This is a genomic window from Nonomuraea sp. NPDC046570 (assembly GCF_040645915.1).
In the GTDB taxonomy this organism is placed as follows: domain Bacteria; phylum Actinomycetota; class Actinomycetes; order Streptosporangiales; family Streptosporangiaceae; genus Nonomuraea.
Genome location: NZ_JBEYZF010000013.1, coordinates 24142 through 40709 on the forward strand (window position 1 = coordinate 24142; position 16568 = coordinate 40709).

12 protein-coding genes are annotated in these 16568 nt (G+C 71.5%); 4 read left to right on the plus strand and 8 right to left on the minus strand.

Annotated elements, in window-relative coordinates:
• The first annotated feature begins 26 nt into the window (after positions 1-26).
• Positions 27-2594, plus strand: coding sequence for a DUF6493 family protein (locus ABZ911_RS21700; RefSeq protein ID WP_358058433.1), 2568 nt, complete (start codon positions 27-29; stop codon positions 2592-2594).
• Between the two features lie 52 nt (positions 2595-2646).
• A complete protein-coding gene (locus tag ABZ911_RS21705) occupies positions 2647-3876 on the plus strand; it encodes a sigma-70 family RNA polymerase sigma factor (protein WP_358058436.1) in 1230 nt (409 codons plus the stop codon).
• A gap of 127 nt (positions 3877-4003) precedes the next feature.
• On the opposite strand, the gene ABZ911_RS21710 is transcribed toward ABZ911_RS21705, so the two are convergent.
• The 3 genes from ABZ911_RS21710 to pip all read right to left on the minus strand — a co-directional run bounded on the left by ABZ911_RS21710 (position 4004) and on the right by pip (position 6359).
• Positions 4004-4465 carry a peroxiredoxin family protein gene (locus ABZ911_RS21710; protein WP_358058439.1) on the minus strand — a complete coding sequence of 154 codons (462 nt, stop codon included), beginning with the start codon at positions 4463-4465 and terminating at the stop codon, positions 4004-4006.
• A 49-nt stretch (positions 4466-4514) separates the two neighbouring features.
• The gene (locus ABZ911_RS21715; protein WP_358058442.1) at positions 4515-5090 is read right to left on the minus strand and encodes an RNA polymerase sigma factor; all 576 of its coding nucleotides are present in this window, start codon (positions 5088-5090) and stop codon (positions 4515-4517) included.
• Positions 5091-5354: 264 nt separating this feature from the next.
• A complete protein-coding gene (gene pip, locus ABZ911_RS21720) occupies positions 5355-6359 on the minus strand; it encodes a prolyl aminopeptidase (RefSeq protein WP_358058445.1) in 1005 nt (334 codons plus the stop codon).
• A 50-nt stretch (positions 6360-6409) separates the two neighbouring features.
• Here pip and ABZ911_RS21725 point away from each other — a divergent pair, with 50 nt between their 5' ends.
• The gene (locus ABZ911_RS21725) at positions 6410-6946 is read left to right on the plus strand and encodes a helix-turn-helix domain-containing protein (RefSeq protein ID WP_358058448.1); all 537 of its coding nucleotides are present in this window, start codon (positions 6410-6412) and stop codon (positions 6944-6946) included.
• Here ABZ911_RS21725 and ABZ911_RS21730 read toward each other — a convergent pair.
• The 4 genes from ABZ911_RS21730 to ABZ911_RS21745 all read right to left on the minus strand — a co-directional run bounded on the left by ABZ911_RS21730 (position 6904) and on the right by ABZ911_RS21745 (position 13861).
• Positions 6904-7665 (minus strand): hypothetical protein, encoded by a 762-nt coding sequence (locus tag ABZ911_RS21730; RefSeq protein ID WP_358058451.1) that lies wholly within the window; start codon positions 7663-7665, stop codon positions 6904-6906. The genes ABZ911_RS21725 and ABZ911_RS21730 overlap by 43 nt on opposite strands.
• Complete coding sequence (locus ABZ911_RS21735) at positions 7658-8548, minus strand: HipA domain-containing protein (RefSeq protein WP_358058454.1); 891 nt, start codon at positions 8546-8548, stop codon at positions 7658-7660. Before ABZ911_RS21735 ends, ABZ911_RS21730 begins: the two co-directional genes overlap by 8 nt.
• Positions 8549-8658: 110 nt before the next feature.
• Complete coding sequence (recQ, locus tag ABZ911_RS21740; RefSeq protein WP_358058457.1) at positions 8659-10515, minus strand: DNA helicase RecQ; 1857 nt, start codon at positions 10513-10515, stop codon at positions 8659-8661.
• A 112-nt stretch (positions 10516-10627) separates the two neighbouring features.
• Entirely contained in the window at positions 10628-13861 is a 3234-nt protein-coding gene (locus ABZ911_RS21745; RefSeq protein ID WP_358058460.1) for a BTAD domain-containing putative transcriptional regulator, read from the minus strand.
• A gap of 67 nt (positions 13862-13928) precedes the next feature.
• Here ABZ911_RS21745 and ABZ911_RS21750 point away from each other — a divergent pair, with 67 nt between their 5' ends.
• A complete protein-coding gene (locus tag ABZ911_RS21750; RefSeq protein WP_358058463.1) occupies positions 13929-15212 on the plus strand; it encodes an FAD-binding oxidoreductase in 1284 nt (427 codons plus the stop codon).
• On the opposite strand, the gene ABZ911_RS21755 is transcribed toward ABZ911_RS21750, so the two are convergent.
• Entirely contained in the window at positions 15154-16497 is a 1344-nt protein-coding gene (locus ABZ911_RS21755; protein ID WP_358058466.1) for a GH1 family beta-glucosidase, read from the minus strand. The genes ABZ911_RS21750 and ABZ911_RS21755 overlap by 59 nt on opposite strands.
• Positions 16498-16568: the final 71 nt, after the last annotated feature.

The window sequence follows — 16568 nt, forward strand, 5'->3', positions numbered from 1 at the left end:
CGGTGGGAGTGGATACCGTCCCGAGCATGATTTCTTGGGATGACGTTCGTGAGCTGATCGACAAGGGTGACGCCGACGGGGTGGCCGGGGTGGTGGGTGCTCTTGACGAGGTTGCCAAGCGGGAGGTCGCCAAACGGCTTCCCGGGCATCTTCGGGAGGTCAGGATGCGTTACGACTCCTGGCGTGGGGCGGGGGACAGCGCGGAGGCGTTACGCGCGGCGGGGGCCGCGACGATGGCGAGTGCGTCCACGCTCGCCGCCTGGCTCACCCGGCGGGGCCTGGTCGGTGCCGATGAGGCGGTCGACGACACCGTCCGGCTGCTCGGGCTGGTCCGTGCCCGGCCGCCCGCCTGGCAGGCCAAGTTGGCCGCCGCCCTGGCCGCCCGGCTGCGCGGGCGGGGCCCCAGTTACCAGCTCACCGCCATCCTCGTCCGCGAGACCGGCATCACCCCGCCGACCGACGACGGCTTCATCACGGCTTGGGTCGCGGCGGCAGCCGAGACGGCCGAGAGGCGAGGCCTGGCTGAGGTGCTGAGCGCCGATCCGCTGTTCGACGCGTTGCTGCCGCGGCTCTTTCACGCGCAGGGTGTCGGCGAGGTGCTGCAGTGGGAGAGCGATCCCGCCGACCCCGATGGCTGGCTCGGCGCTCTGCGTACGCTGTGCGAGCGGGGACGCGTCGACCGGAGCATGCTGCTCGACGGCTGTGTGGGCCGTTTCCTGCGCGGCGGCACCGCGCTGGAGCTGCGCTTCTTCGTACGGCTCCACCAGGCCCTCGCCCCCGATCCCGCCGAGCTGGACCGGCACGCCGTCGACTACCTGCGCCTGCTGCCCGCCGCACCCGGCACGGTCGCCGAGCTCGCCCTCGGCCACGTCCGCGAGCTGCCCGTACCCACCGAGCTCGCAGAGGCGGTGGAGGCGCTGATGATGCGGCCGGAGAAGAAGCTGGTCCGCGCCGGGCTCTCCTGGATCGACCAGCTGGCCCGCCTGGCCCCGGACCGTCTCGCCGAGACGTCCGCCGCGCTGGCCCTGGCCTTCGGCCACGAGAGCTCCGACCTCCAGGACCGAGCGGTACGGCTCACGCTCAAGCACTCCACCCGGCTGGACCTCGCCCCGATCCTCGAAGCGATCCCCCACCTCCCCCGGGACCTCCGCGCCCGCCTCGACGGCCTGGCCTCCCCGCACCTCGGCCCCGGCGGCGAACCTGCGGCCGAGGACGCGGTCGTGCTGGTCGCCCCTGTTCTCCCGCAGGCCGAACTGCTGCCGCCGATCCACACAGTCGACGAGTTGGCCGCCGAGTTCGGGCGGGCCGCCGCCCCGTTCGGCAACCCCGGCTGGTTGCCGGTCGAGAGATTGCTGGCGGGGCTGGTCGAGCTGGCCCACCGCGACCGTGAGGCGGTGCGCGCGGCGCTGATCCCGCCGCCCCAGGACGCATCCGTCTATCCGACCAACCCGATGACCTGGCTGTGGATGACCTTGCGGGCGGTCCTCGGCGATCGGCCCTCGCCGCCCGCCCTCCCGGGGCCGGACTCGGTCTCGGCGCCGCATGTGATGGTGCTGCGGCGGATGGCGGAGGTGCTGGACGCGGCCCTGTCGGACACGCTGCCGCCGGTGCTGCTGGCCACGCCGACCAGCGCGAGCGGCCACGTCGACCCCGCCGTGCTGGTCGACCGCCTGCACCGCGTGGAGGCGGCGGGCGGTACCCCGCTGGACGCCGACCTGCAGCAGGCGCTGCTCCGGATCCCGCGCACGGCCATGCCGCCGGTGGACGCACGGCTGACCTCTCCGGCGGGGCGGCTGGTGGCGCGATGGCTGGGCGGGGAGGAGGTGGTCCCGGTCGTGACGGTCAGGGACAAGTACAACGACGGGGCGGCGGAGCGCTGGTTCGACGACGGGCCGCCGCGCTACTCCTGCGGTGATCCCCGGTTCGTGCCGTTCGTGTCGGCGCCGCCGACCGGTCTCGACCTCATCGACCTGCTCTTCAGCGACCCGCGGAAGTACCTCAGGGCGGGCGGCGGGTGCCTGGACTGGTGGCCGGGGGTGCTGCCGTCGCATCGCGAGGTCGCCGCCGGGTACCTGCTGCAGCACTACAGCTGGGACTGGCCCGAGCGCAGCCCCAACCGCGAACACCTGGTCCGGCTGGCCGGGGCGGAGGGGCCGCTGGGGGCCGCGTCGGCGGTCATGCTGGCCTTCCATCTGAACGACGAGGACCCGGCAGGCCGTACCGCCGCCCTGGAGGTGCTGCTCGCGCTGGCCGCGGGCGGGGCGCTGCCGGGCACGGAGCTCGGCGAGCAGCTTGGCCGGCTGGTGCGCCAGGAGATGGTCACGCTCAGCCGGGTGCTGCCCTCGCTCACGGAGGCGGCGCGGCTGGGGGCGGGGCGGCAGGTGTGGGAGGTCGTCGCCGCGGCGATCCCGCATCTGGTGCCCGCCGAGGGCGAGCGGGCGAGGAGCGGGCTGGCGGATCTCCTCGCGCTCGGGGTCGCCACCGTTCCGCCCGGTGCCGCCGCGCCGATTCCCGGGCTGGCGGGGCTCGCGGCGCGCAAGGGGTCCAGCCGGATGGTGCGGGAGGCGGCCCGGCTCGTCCAGGTGCTGGGATAGGTGGTTTCTCCAGTTCAGGGTGCTGTGAGATGGCTTGTGGTAGGCATGGGGCGTGCGGATCGACGAGCTTTTGCGGGAGCTGACACCTCAGGTGCTGGGCGCGCTCGCGCGGCGTTACGGGCATTTCGACGCGTGCGAGGACGCGGTGCAGGAGGCGCTGCTGGCGGCTGCCGTACAGTGGCCCGCGCAGGGCGTGCCGGACAGTCCCGCCGGGTGGCTGATCACCGTGGCCGGGCGCCGGATGACCGACCAGTGGCGCAGCGAGCAGGCCCGGGCGCGCCGGGAGGTCACCGCCGCGTCCATGGAGGAGCCGCACGCGCCGCCCGCCGACGAGACGGATGCGCGCGACCACGACGACACCCTCACCCTGCTCTTCCTGTGCTGCCACCCCGCGCTGTCGGCGCCCTCCCAGGTCGCGCTCACCCTGCGCGCCGTCGGCGGGCTGAGCACCGCGCAGATCGCCCGCGCCTTCCTCGTGCCCGAGACGACCATGGGGCAGCGGATCAGCAGGGCCAAGCAGCGCATCAAGACCACCGGCATCCCGTTCGCGCTGCCGGAGGAGTCCGAGCGGGCCGAACGGCTCGCGGTCGTCCTGCACACGCTGTACCTGATCTTCAACGAGGGATACACCTCGACCTCGGGGCCCGACCTGCACAGCGCCGAGCTGACCGCCGAGGCGATCCGGCTGACCCGCATGGTACGGCGGCTGCTGCCCGACGACGGGGAGGTGGGCGGGCTGCTCGCGCTCATGCTGCTCACCGACGCGCGGCGGCCGGCGCGCACCGGGGCCGACGGCACCCTGGTACCGCTGGCCGAGCAGGACCGGCGGCTGTGGGATCGGGAGTCCATCCGGGAGGGCCTGTCGCTGGTCACCGAGGCGCTGACCGGGGCGTCGCTGGGGCCGTACCAGCTTCAGGCGGCGATCGCGGCCGTGCACGCGGAGGCGCGGGAGGCCGCCGACACCGACTGGCCGCAGATCGTCGCGCTGTACCAGCTGCTGGAGCACATCGCGCCCAACCCCATGGTGACGCTCAACCACGCGGTGGCGATCGCGATGGCCAAGGGCCCTGAGGCCGGGCTGGACGCTCTCGACGCGCTGGCCGGGGACGAGCGGCTGGCGGGGCATCATCGGCTCGAAGCGGTCAGGGCGCACCTGCTGGAGATGTCCGGCGACCTCGCCGCCGCCCGCGAGGGCTACCGTACGGCCGCCCGCCTCACCACCAGCCTCCCCGAACGCCACTACCTGGAGACCCGCGCGACCCACCTCCCCGAACCCGGCTAATCTCCTCAACCCCGCACCCCGTTTGCCGGCCGGGCGTATCGTCCAAGCCGTCATCAACCTGCGCGCCTCTAGGCCGTCGCGCTCACCACGCTCGACGACTCCGTTCCCTCGAAAGATCGCCCTTCAATCAGGTGCGGAGGGCCTGGACGGCGGCGGTGATCGCCTTCTTTTGGTAGCCGCTGGTGGGCATGGTGGCGCCGTGGGCGTGGCGGACGATGCCCTGGGAATCAATGAGGATGCTGCCCGACTGCTGCAGCGAGCCGAAGACCTTTCTGCTCAGGCCGATCACTTCGTGCGGGGTGGCGTGGCGGCCGACGAGGACGGGGAACGGGACCTGGCGCTTGGCCTTCCACGCGGCCGCCGCTTGGCGGTCCTCGGGAACCGCGACAAGCACCTGGACTTTGCCGGCCGCGAACTCGTCGCGGCGCCGGATGAGGTCCTGGACGTGCATGTAGCAGACCGGGCATGACGTCGCACGCATGAAATAGATCAGCACGGCATGATGGCCTTGGTAGTCGGACACGCGGACGGTCTTGCCGTCGGTGTCTTCCAGCACCACGTCGGGCGCGGGCGATCCGGTTTCAAGCATGGCGGAACTCTCCTTCGAACTCGGGCTGTCGAAATACGGTCTGCTCAGGTCAGGCGCTGGCGGCTCCGCGTTCGGGCGGGCCGCCTGGGGCGTCGGTCTTGCCGTCCAGGCTGAGCCGGACCCTGCCACGGGCCCGGTGTAGCTGGGACTTCATCGCGGCGTTGCTCAGGCCGAGCGACTCTGCGACCCTCCGCCCCGGATAGCCCAAGACATCCCGCATGATCAGTACTCTGCGCTGAACGTCCGGCAGCTCCCTGATCGCTTGTGCGACGAGCTCGGCTTCCAGACGCCGGATGACCTCGTCCTCGGCCGACGTCGCCAGGCCGGTACCGGCCTCGTCATAGCGGTCGACAAGCAGCCGGGCACGGCGCAGGCATTCGTTCCGGACGATTCGGAACATCCACGATGCCAGCGCCCCGGTGGCGCGCAGTGAGCCGATCTTCCGATAGAGGATGATCAGCGCTTCCTGCGCGGCGTCCTCGGCATCCTGTGGGGACGCACAAAGATGAGCCGCGAAGCGTCGCACGTGAGGGTGGGCACCGTCGACCACCGCAGCGATCGACTCGCGATCACCAGCCTGTGCGGCCTCGATGAGCTGCGTGCTCGCCCAGCCGGGGTCAGCCACGTCCGTGCCCTTGCCGTCGCGAAGTCCTGAAGAGTGCCTGCCGCACAGTCGGCATCGTGGCGTCACTCATCCGCATCTCCTCACCCGCATAACCGTCCACTCCATAAGAGGCCCCCACACCGCGAAAGGATTCACCCTTTCAGGACCGACTTCGGGTCGAGGGCCATCGCCTGGGTGGCGTTGGCGCGGTAGACCTCCAGGTCGGTGAAACTGGAACAGGCCCCACCTGCGCACGTCGGGCTCGATGTTGTAGATCCACAGGGGTCATTTCTGGGCGAACTCGTCCAGGGAGGTGCGGATCAGGTCGCGCATGCCGTCGCTGCCCATGTGGCCCGAGTCGTCGACCACGTGCAGGCGCGCGTCGGGCCAGGCGTGGATGAGGCGCCAGGCGGTTTCGAGTGGACTGCTCAGGTCGAGACGGCCGTGGATCAGGATGCCGGGGATGCCCGCGAGACGCCCGGCGTCGCGCAGCAGCGCGCCCTCCTCCAGCCAGGCGCCGTGCGCGAAGTAGTGCGCGGCGATCCTGACGAACGCCAGCATCTCCCTGGGCGGGGTGTTCCCGTACGGGGTCGGCGCGGCGTTGGGCTCCATCGAGACCACCGCGTCCTCCCAGGTACACCAGTCCACGGCGGCCTTGTTCCGCACGGCGGGATCGGCGTCCGCCATCAACCGCGCGTAGGCCGCCGCCAGCCGCCCCCCGGCCCCGCCTCGGCCACCGGCCTCCTCCCAGGTGGGTCCACCGCCTTGGCCGGCCGGTGAGGCGTTGGCCTGGAAGCGGGCCCACTGTTCCGGGAAGAAGCGGCCGACGCCGTGGTAGAGCCAGTCGATCTCTGCTCGCCGGCTGTTGGTGACGCCGCAGATGACGATCTCCGACACGCGTTCGGGATGCCGCTCGGCGTACGCGAGGATCAGTGTGGAACCCCACGAGCCGCCGAAGAGCAGCCACCGCTCGACGCCGAGGTGCTCGCGCAACCGCTCCATGTCCGCGATCAGGTGGTGGGTGGTGTTGAGGCTCATGTCCGTCGCGGGGTCACCGGCGTGCGGCGTACTCCGGCCACACCCGCGCTGGTCGAACAGGATGACCTTGTACCGCTCGGGGTCGAAGTAGCGCCGATTACGCTGCGAACACCCCGACCCCGGCCCTCCGTGGACGACGACGGCGGGCTTCCCCTCCGGATTCCCGCCGACCTCCCAGTAGACGAGGTTGCCGTCACCGGTGTCCAGCATCCCGCGGTCGTACGGCTCGACGAGCGGATAGAACTCAGCCATGTCCAGGCGTCCTTTCCCGAAAAATCCAACAGCGCTGTTACATTATGGGCATGGCTGCACCCTCTCAAGGACCAGAACTCCTCGGCACCCGCCTGCGGCACCTGCTCGACCTGCTGGACGGCGACGTCGCCTCGATCTACACCGACCTCGGCCTGGACGGCTTCCGCCCCCGCTTCACCCCGATCATCCGAGCGCTGGCCGCCTCAGGCCCGGCCTCCATCCGCGACCTGGCCCGTGCCATCGGCGTCACCCACTCCGCGGCCAGCCAGACCGTGGCCCACCTGGCCAGGGAGAACCTCGTCTCCCTCACCCCCGGCGACGACGCCCGCCAGCGCATCGTCACCCTCACCCCCACCGCCGAACGCCTGCTCCCCACCCTGGACCTCGAATGGACGGCCACCGCCACCGCGGCCGCCGAGTTCGAGGCCGAACTCTCCTACCCCTTGAGCACACTCATCGACGAAGCCCTCACGGCCCTCCACCACCGCCCCATGCGCCAGCGAATCACCGCCGCCGCGGGCTTGACCGACGAGAACACCTCCCGTCAGGCCAAGGATGCCCAGTCGGCACCGCGAAAAGGCAGGTAGCCCGGCGGCACCAAACCTTCCAGCCGGACCCTGAGCCGCAGGTTGGGCGGCACTTCGGGCCCATTCACCTGAGCGACTTGTACGACCATGTCACCGCCCTCGCGGACATGATGGACGTAGTCGAGGAGGAGGTCGGGAACCCAGCCGAGCTCGGCACCGTCGCTGGTGACCAGCAGCGCACGATGATTGACGGGATTCGACGAGTCATCGCGTACGTCGAGCACGTCCCCTTCGCGCAGGGACGAGATCCGGGACTCGGCTCCCGACTTGTGCCTGACTCCGTGAACGAAGAAAACCGAGGTCGTCCGGCCGTCGGCGTCGATCCGCGGCTCGGGCAGCAGAAGAATCGAGTCACCGGCCCTGCGCCCACCCGACCGGCCCAGCACCACCAGCGCAGGCGCGTCGTCTGGGAGCCCTAGAACCATCAGATAACGGTGGTAGTCGGGCCGTCGCGAGTCCATCAAGCGCTGCCTGAAGAGCGGGAACAGCATGGGCGACACATAACGGCGCTCAAGATCCGGGAAGCCGAGCAACGGCCGGAAGCCCGGCATGTCCATCACCCGACGCAGGTAGGCAAACGCGAACCCACCGTCCACCTTCTCCAGAAAACCGACGGGGACGATTCTGCGGGAACCCGAATCCTGCCACGCGACCAGCAGCCGAGGCGGCCCCGCGGTTTCGCGCGCACGCAAGGGCGAGGTCTGAGCTGAACTAGCCATCGAGCAGCCTCCTCCTGTTCGCGTCCACCAGTTCCATCGCGAACGTACGTGCCACATCAGACATTTCCGAAACGGATCCGGCCAGGTCGACTATTTGATCTTTCGTGCAGGCATCCACCCGGTCAAGCCAGTATCCGCGAACTTCGGCATCGGCTACCTCGAGGGCCTCTCTTGCGAAGTCCGTAAGGGGCAGCTTCCGGCCCCCTTCAAAGCGGTGGGCGGTGCCTTTTCGGAGAAAGGCCTCCCACTCCCTCTCATTACCGAGCTTCCGTAAGCGGACGACGTCCGTAAGGCTGAACCCCAGGCTGGTCGCGTGATCGTACGACGGCGCCAACCTCTGGTCGTCCTCTCCCGGGCCAAGTAGCACCGACCAGTTCGCAGGGTGCCGGTCACGGTTCGCGATCAACGCGTCGAAGGCCACATAGCCGATGAACACGCCGAACGCGGTGAAACTCGCCGGCCCCGTGAATCCTGGAGGCGGGGCATAGCCCTCTAGGACCTTGAAAATGTTGGACAACGTGTGTCCGCGATGCTCTCTGTCCATCGGATCGTGCTCTCCGAGCAGTTGGGCCAGCAGCAGCCACCCCGGCTGTAACTGCCAGCCGTCAGGCTTCACGTCGTAGGACAGGCACCCCCGCCGCCCCTCCCGAACCGCAAGATCGATGAATGCCGCGGGAACGCCGAGCAACCCGGCGATCTCAGAAGCGAGCTTCTCCGGCCAGTGATCCGCCTGCTGCGCATTGTCGTGTCGGAGATTCGGCTTGAACAGCGCCTTACGGTCCGTGCCTGGTTCGGCCAGCCAGATCTTCTCTTCCAAACCGTCCACCTCGTACAGGTGGACTTCCCACTCCGTCACGTCGACCACCGGGAAGGACTCAGCCACTCGGACACGCTATCAATCAACCCTACGGACTGTGACCGATATCTCACTCTGGGCATACGCTTGTGGCCAGTTGTCACACCGGAGAGCGGGAGTGTCGCCGAGGCGGTGAATCAGGTCGGTTCGTTGAGTTGCTGGAGGGTGTCGAGGACCTGTTGGCCGTATTTGGTGAGTTTGTTTTCGCCGACGCCGCTGATGGTGGAGAGGGCGTCCAAGGTGGTGGGGAGGGTGGCGGCGATTTCGCGCAGGGTGGCGTCGTGGAAGATGACGTAGGCGGGGACGCCCTGTTCCTTGGCGGTGGCGCCGCGCCAGGCGCGCAGGGCCTCGAAGACGGGGAGCGCTTCGGGAGTGAGGTCGGTGGGGGCGGGCTTGCCGGATTTGGTGGTCTTGGCGGGCTTGGGGGGGCGGGTGCGTTCTGGTTCGCGGCGGAAGGGGACCTGGCGTTGGCCGCGTAGGACGTCGGCGCTGGCGTCGGTGAGGGCGAGGGTGCCGTAGTCGCCTTCGACGGAGAGCAGGCCCTGGGCGAGGAGCTGGCGGACGACGCCGCGCCATTCGGTTTCGGTGAGTTCGGTGCCGATGCCGAAGACCGTCAGGGACGCGTGGTCGTGCTGCAGGACCTTCTCGGTCTGTTTGCCGAGGAGGATGTCGATGAGCTGGCCGGCGCCGAAGCTCTGCCGGCGTTCGCGGCGCAGGCGGAGCACGGTGGACAGGAGTTTCTGGGCGGGGACCGTGCCGTCCCAGGACTGGGGCGGGGTCAGGCAGGTGTCGCAGTTGCCGCAGGGGGCGCCCTCCTGGCCGAAGTAGGCGAGGATGCGCACGCGACGGCAGTCGACCGTCTCGCAGAGCGCGAGCATGGCCTCCAGGTGGGCGGCCAGGCGGCGGCGGTGGGCGTCGTCGCCCTCGGAGGTGTCGATCATGCGGCGTTGCTGGACGACGTCCTGCAGGCCGTACGCCAGCCAGGCCGTGGACGGCAGTCCGTCGCGGCCGGCGCGGCCGGTCTCCTGGTAGTAGCCCTCGACGGACTTGGGGAGGTCGAGGTGGGCGACGAAGCGCACGTCCGGTTTGTCGATGCCCATGCCGAAGGCGATGGTGGCGACCATCACCAGGCCGTCCTCCCGCAGGAAGCGGGACTGGTTGGTGGCGCGGGTACGGGCGTCGAGGCCCGCGTGGTACGGCAGCGCGTCGATGCCGTTGTCCACCAGGAACGCGGCGATCTTCTCCACCGACGCCCTGGACAGGCAGTAGACGATGCCCGCGTCGCCCTCGTGCTCCCCCTTCAGCAGGCGCAGGAGCTGGCGCTTGGGCTCGTTCTTCGACTCGATGCGGTACTGGATGTTGGGGCGGTCGAAGCTGGCGACGAAGTGCCGGGCGTCCTCCAGGGCCAGCCGGGAGGCGATCTCGGCGTGGGTGGCACGGGTGGCGGTGGCGGTGAGCGCGATGCGGGGGACCTCGGGCCAGCGCTCGTGCAGGGTGGACAGCGCCAGGTAGTCGGGCCGGAAGTCGTGCCCCCACTGGGCGACGCAGTGCGCCTCGTCGATGGCGAACAGGGAGATCTTGCCCCGGTCGAGCAGGCGCAGCGTGGCGTCGACGCGCAGGCGTTCGGGGGCGAGGTAGAGCAGGTCGATCTCGCCAGCGACGAACGCCTCCTCCACCGCGCGCCGCTCGTCGGCGCCCTGGGTGGAGTTGAGGAATCCGGCGCGCACGCCGAGCGCCAGGAGTGCGTCGACCTGGTCCTGCATGAGGGCGATGAGCGGCGAGATCACCACGCCGACTCCGGCTCTGACCAGGGCGGGGATCTGGTAGCAGAGCGATTTGCCGCCGCCGGTCGGCATCAGCACGAGCGCGTCGCCGCCGCCGACCACGTGCTCGATGATCTCTTGTTGGCCCTCCCGGAAGAAGTCGTAGCCGAAGACGCGCTGCAGCACCCGCGACGCGTCGCTGACCTCGAGATCGCTGGAGGGAGTCATCATTCGGCCATGGTACGAGGGTGGCGGTAGCGATGCGGGCGGTCGGAAATGCGCCTGTGGATAAACAGGAGGCCCAGACCGGGCCTGTGGACGACCCCGGGCCCAAGGATGTGGCTCAGGTGTGGATGAGGGTGCGGCTCTGCTCGGCCCAGTAGGTCAGCCCCAGGCGTTCGTGCGTGCTCAAAGCCTCCCGCAAGTGCTCCTCGGCCAGGTCGCCGCGCCCCATCCGCTTCGCGAGCGACGCCAGCACGTGATGCGCCGACCCCCACCCGGCGCTCCCGATGCCCGCCACGATGAGCTGCCCCGCGTACGGCGCCAGCCTGCCGTACACCTCCTCGGGGTCGGGGACCCCCAGCCGGGCCGCCACCAGCCCCCAGACGGGGACGAGGAAGTCGGCGATCCAGTCGTCCCGGATCTCGGTGCCCCAGCGGCCGATCAGCGCGCGGGCGAGGTCCTCGTCGCCGGTGTCCAGGGCGGCCAGCACGGCGATCGGCCGTACCGGCTCCAGCAGCGGGCGGTCGGCCATGGTGACGAGCTCGTCGAGGATCTCCCCGACCCGCCCTTGGCCGCGTCTGACGGTGTACAGCGTGAGCAGGCGGCGGTAGTCGGCGCCCCAGAGGCTGGCCCCGTACCGCACCCTGCCGTACTCGAGCAGGGCCTCGGCCTGGTCCCAGTCGCCTTCGACGGTGCGCCGGGCGGTCTCGGAGATGCGGATCATCGCCTCCAGTTCCGGCCGGGGGTTGTCGCCGAGGAGTTGCCGGCAGCGGAACAGGTCGCGGTCCCATTCGGCCAGCTCTCCGGCGCGCAGCAGGCATGACATGCGGAACACCCGCGCGATGAGCTGGTCGGCCACGGGCAGCCCCGGCAGGGCCAGCATCTCCTCCGCCAGCCGCAGCCGTTCGGCGTTGCGGCCGGGGATCCAGGCGGCGAGCAGGCAGTTGTTCAGGGTGCGGGCCAGCAGCCGGGGGTCGCCGAGCCGTCTGGCGATCCGCACCGCCTCGGTCGCGTGCCGTTCGCCGTCGGCGCGGCGCGGGCCGTAGTACAGCTCCATGCCGAGGGTGCCGAGCAGGGCGGCCCGGTCGCGGTCGTCGAGGGGCCCGGCGAGCAGGTCCTCCAGCACCGCCACCATCTCGTCGTCGACCACGCCGTACGGCCGCCAGTGCCACACCGCGAGCCCGCCCAGCACGGTGATCGCGTCCACCAGCGCGGCCCGGTCGCCCGCCCGCCTGGCCAGCCCGATGGCCTCGTCCAGGTCCCGGAACGCGCCTTCGGCGTCCCCGGCCGTGCGCCGCGCCTGCCCGAGCCGGGTGAGTACGGCACAGCGCCCGGCCACATCGTCGGCCGCCAGCGCGCCGAGCGCCAGTTCCCACAGCTCGACCGCCTCGGCGTAGGCGAGCCGCGCACCGGCCTGCCTGGCCGCCTCGGAGGCGTGGGTCACGGCCCGGGCGGCGCCGCCGACCTTGGCGGCCCTGGCGAAGTGGTGCGCGAGCCGTACCGGGTCGGTGCCGGGCAGGGCGGCCAGGCTCTCGCCGGTGCGCAGGTGGAGTCTGGCTCTGGCCAGGCGGCCGAGGCCCGCGTACAGGGCGTCGCGGACCAGGGCGTGGGAGAAGCGGTAGTCGAAGCCGTCGGGCTGTTCGATCAGCAGGCCGGTGGCGACGGCTGGTTCGAGGAGCGACATCACCTGTTCGGCGGGGGTGCCCGTGACGGCTTCGAGGAGGTCGGGGTCCACGTCGCGGCCGGCGACGGCGGCGGTGCCGAGGAGTTGCCGGGTCGGTTCGGGGAGGCGGGCGACCCGGCGGTCGATGACGTCGCGGGCGCCGGGCGGGACCGTGGCGGGCAGGCCGCCCTCGCTGTCGCGCAGGCGCAGCAGTTCGCCCAGGTAGAAGGGGTTGCCGCCGGTTCGTTCCAGGAGCTGGCCGACCAGGGAGGGGTCCTCGTGGAGGCGGCGTGCGCGGAGGTAGGCGGCGATGTCGGCGGCGTCGAAGGGGGTCAGGTCCAGGCGCTCGGTCGAGGGTTCCCTGGCGAGGGCGCCGAGCGTGTCGCGGAGCCGGTCCGGGTGGTCGCCGGGTTCGGGGCGGAGGGTGACCAGCAGCAGGACGGGGTGGCGGGCGAGTTCTCCGGCGAGGAACGCCAGCAGGTTCAGCGAGGAGACATCGGCCCAGTGCAGGTCGTCGATGACGGCGAGGAGCGGGGCGCCGGTGCCGGTGAGTTCGGCGCGGGCTCGGGCGTACAGGTCGAAGAGGGCGGTGTCGGGGTCGCCGTCCGGTCGCGGGGCGGTGAAGAGGGCGGGGCGCAGGATCTGGGTCCAGGGCCAGAAGGCGGGAGCCGTACCGTCGAGGCAGCGGCCCCAGGCGACGGTGAAGCCGCGCGCGGCGGCCTCGGCGGCGGCGGCCTGCGCGAGCCTGGTCTTGCCGATGCCCGCCTCGCCCGTGACCAGCAGCACGCCGCCGCGCCCGCGCCGCGCCTCGGCCAGCCGTTCCTCGGCGAGCCGCAGTTGCGCGTCCCGCGCGACCAGAGCCGTGGAAGGCGCCTGAGACGCCGGTGCGGACACGGCGGGCGGGGCGGAGGGGGGCGTGAGGGTGGGGTCCTGGGCGAAGACCGCGTCTTCCAGGCGGCGGAGGTCGGGGCCCGGTTCGATCCCCAGGTCGGTCGAGAGACGCTCGCGCGCCTTGCGCAGGGCTCCCAGCGCGTCGGCCTGCCGCCCCGACCGGTACAGCGCCAGGACCAGCAGCCCCCAGGACCGTTCCCGGTACGGATGCTCCTCGACCAGCGCCTCCAGGTCGGGGACGCAGGCCGCGCCCTCCCCCAGTTCCAGCCGCGCCGACAGCCGATCCTCCAGGGCGGTGGCCCGCAGTTCGCCCAGCCGCCCCAGCACCGGCTGCGCGAACCCGAGCCCGGCGAACTCCGCGAGCGGCTCCCCCCGCCACAGGTCCAGCGCCCGGTCCAGGACCGCGCGGGCGTCGGCCGCCGCGCCCCGGGCCAGCGCGGCCCGCCCGTCCTCGGCCCAGGAGGCGAACAGCGCCAGATCGACCTGGCCGGGGGCGACGTCGAGGACGTACCCGGGCTCACGGGTGAGGATGACGCGCGCGGGAGTGCGCGGCGGGCGCGCGGGTTCGAGCACCCGGCGCAGGTGGGAGACATAGGCCTGCAGGCCGAGCGTGGCCCTGGCTGGCGCCTCCCCGGCCCACAGCTCCTCGATGAGCCGGTCGAGCGGCACGACCCGGCCGGGTTCGAGGGCGAGCATGGCGAACACCGCCCGCTGCTTGCGGGTCCCGAGGTCGAGGCGCCGCCCCGCCGCGTCGTCGACCTCCAGCGGGCCGAACAGCCGAATCGTCAGGCCCGAGTCCATAAGCCCAGCGTAGGACCTCAAGCAGACCTCAAACCGACTCCAAGTGCCGCCCACCATGCTGAAACACATGAAGAACACGATCAAAGGACAGGTCCTCCTCCCCGGCGACGAGGGTTTCGAGGAGGCGACGCGGCCGTGGAACCTGGCGGTGCGCCAGCCGGTCCGCGCCGTGGTGGCGGCCGAGGACACCGACGACGTGGCGGCCGTCGTCCGCCACGCCCGCCTCCACGGGCTGACGGTCACCGCCCAGGCGAGCGGCCACGGCGCGAGCGGTGATGTGGACGGCGTGATCCTGCTGCGCACCGGCCGCCTCGGCGAGATCGAGATCCGCCCCGGCGAGCGGACCGCGCGGGTGGGCGCGGGCGTCCTGTGGGGCGAGCTGCAGGCGGCGGCGAGCGAGTACGGCCTGACGGGCGTGCCCGGCAGCTCCCCCGTGGTCCCGGTGGTCGGCTACACGCTGGGCGGCGGCCTGGGCTGGTTCAGCCGCAAGTACGGCTTCGCCGCCGACGCGGTGCGCTCCTTCGACGTGGTCGACGCCGACGGCGTACGGTCCACGGTGACCGCCGAGTCGGACGCCGAGCTGTTCTGGGCGCTGCGCGGCGGCGGCGGCGACTACGCGCTGGTCACCGCCATGGAGTTCGACCTGCACCCCATCCCCGCCCTGTACGGCGGCAGGCTCCTGTGGCCCGCCGAACGCGCCCCCGAGGTGCTCGCCGCCTTCCGGGAGATCACCGCGGACGCCCCCGACGAGTTGACCGTCTGGCTGGACCTGCTGCAGTTCCCCGGCGCCCCGGCGATGGTCGCGGTGGACTCCACCTTCCTGGGCGGCGGCGCGGAGGCGCGGGCGCTGCTGAGCCCGCTGGACGGCGTAGCCGGGCTGATCTCGGACAGCCGGGGCCCGCTGCCGCTCACCGAGCTCGGCTCGATCAACGCCGAGCCGACGGACCCCGGGCCGGCCCTGTCCAGGGGGGAGCTGCTGACGGGCCTCGACGACGTGGTCGCCAAGGCCCTGCTGGAGCGGCCGATCGCGCCGCTGCTCAGCGTTCAGCTCAGGCAGCTGGGCGGGGCGCTGGCCCGGCCCGGCGACGGGGGCGCCTCGGGGGTGGTGGAGGAGCCGTACCTGCTGCACCTGCTCGGGATTCCGGGGATGGGCGAGGTCGGGGAGCGGCAGGAGGAGATCACGCGGTCGCTGGTGCCGTACACGAGCGGGCGCAAGCCGTACACCTTCCTGACGCGGGGGGAGCGGGCGGCGGCGGCCTTCTCCGGGCGGGTGCTGGACAGGCTGCGGGAGGTCAAGCGGGACCGGGACCCGCGCGGTGTGTTCCGGGCCAACTATCCGGTGCTCGGCTGATGAACTCCTGGTACCAGCGGTAGGAGTCCTTGGGGGTGCGCCGCAGGGTGTCGAAGTCGACGTGGACGAGGCCGAAGCGCTGGGTGTAGCCCTCGATCCACTCGAAGTTGTCCAGGATGGACCAGACGAAGTAGCCGCGCACGTCCACGCCTTCGGCCATGGCCTGGGCGAGGGCGCGCAGGTGGCCGTCCAGGTAGTCGATCCTGCGGGTGTCGGCCACCTCGTCGGGGTAGGAGCAGCCGTTCTCGGTGATGTGGACGGGGGGCAGGCGGTCGCCGTACCGGTCGCGCAGCGTGGTGAGGATCTCGCGCAGGCCGTCGGGGACGACCGGCCAGCCGAAGCCGGTGCGCGGGTAGCCCTGGAGGTCGTGGATGCCGAACGGCAGGTCGGGGGGCAGGTCGAAGCCGGAGTAGGAGTCCAGCGCGGCGCCGGGGGCGCCGACCAGGGTGGGGCTGTAGTAGTTGACGCCGTACCAGTCGAGGGGGGCGGAGATGATCTCCAGGTCGCCGTCCGCGCCCTGCTCGAAGCCCTCGGGGTAGCGGCCGAGCAGGATGGGGTCGGCGAACAGCCAGTTCATCAGGGTGTCGTACAGCCCGGCGGACTGCCGGTCCTGGTCGGTGTCGCCCGCCGTCCACACGGGGCTGTGCGAGGCGGCGAGGCCGATGTTGTCCGCCCCGGCCGCCCGCAGCGCCTGTACGGCCAGGCCGTGCCCGAGGAGCTGGTGGTGGGCCACGGGTAGCGCGTCGAACAGCAGGTTCCGGCCGGGGGCGTGCTGGCCGAGGCCGTAGCCGAGCAGGGTCACCTCGGCGGGCTCGTTGATGGTGATCCACATCGGCACCCGGTCGGCCAGCCGTTCGGCCACGGCCGAGGCGTAGTCGGCCAGCTTGTAGGCGGTGTCCCGGTTGGTCCAGCCGCCCGCCTCCTCCAGCGGGAGCGGCGTGTCCCAGTGGTAGAGGGTGGGCGCGGGCGCGATCCCGGCCGCGCACAGCTCGTCCACCAGCCGGTCGTAGAAGTCCAGGTTCGCGGGGCCGGTGCCGGACGGCTGGACGCGCGGCCAGGAGATGGAGAAGCGGTAGGCGCCGACGCCCAGCTCCTTCATCAGCGCCACGTCCTCGCGGTAGCGGTCGACGTGGCCGGTGGCGACGGACGCGTCCGTGCCGTCCTTGATCCGCCCCGGCTGGGCGGCGAACGCGTCCCAGCCGGAGGGGCCGCGCCCGGCGGCGCCCTCGATCTGGAACGCGGAGGCGGCCACACCCCAGAGGAAATTAACGCGAGCATTGTTCATGTCTGGACCCTAGCCGCGAACAAATCCGGCTTTCTAGGCATCCAACAAGCTGAACTCCCCGAGCTTCCGGG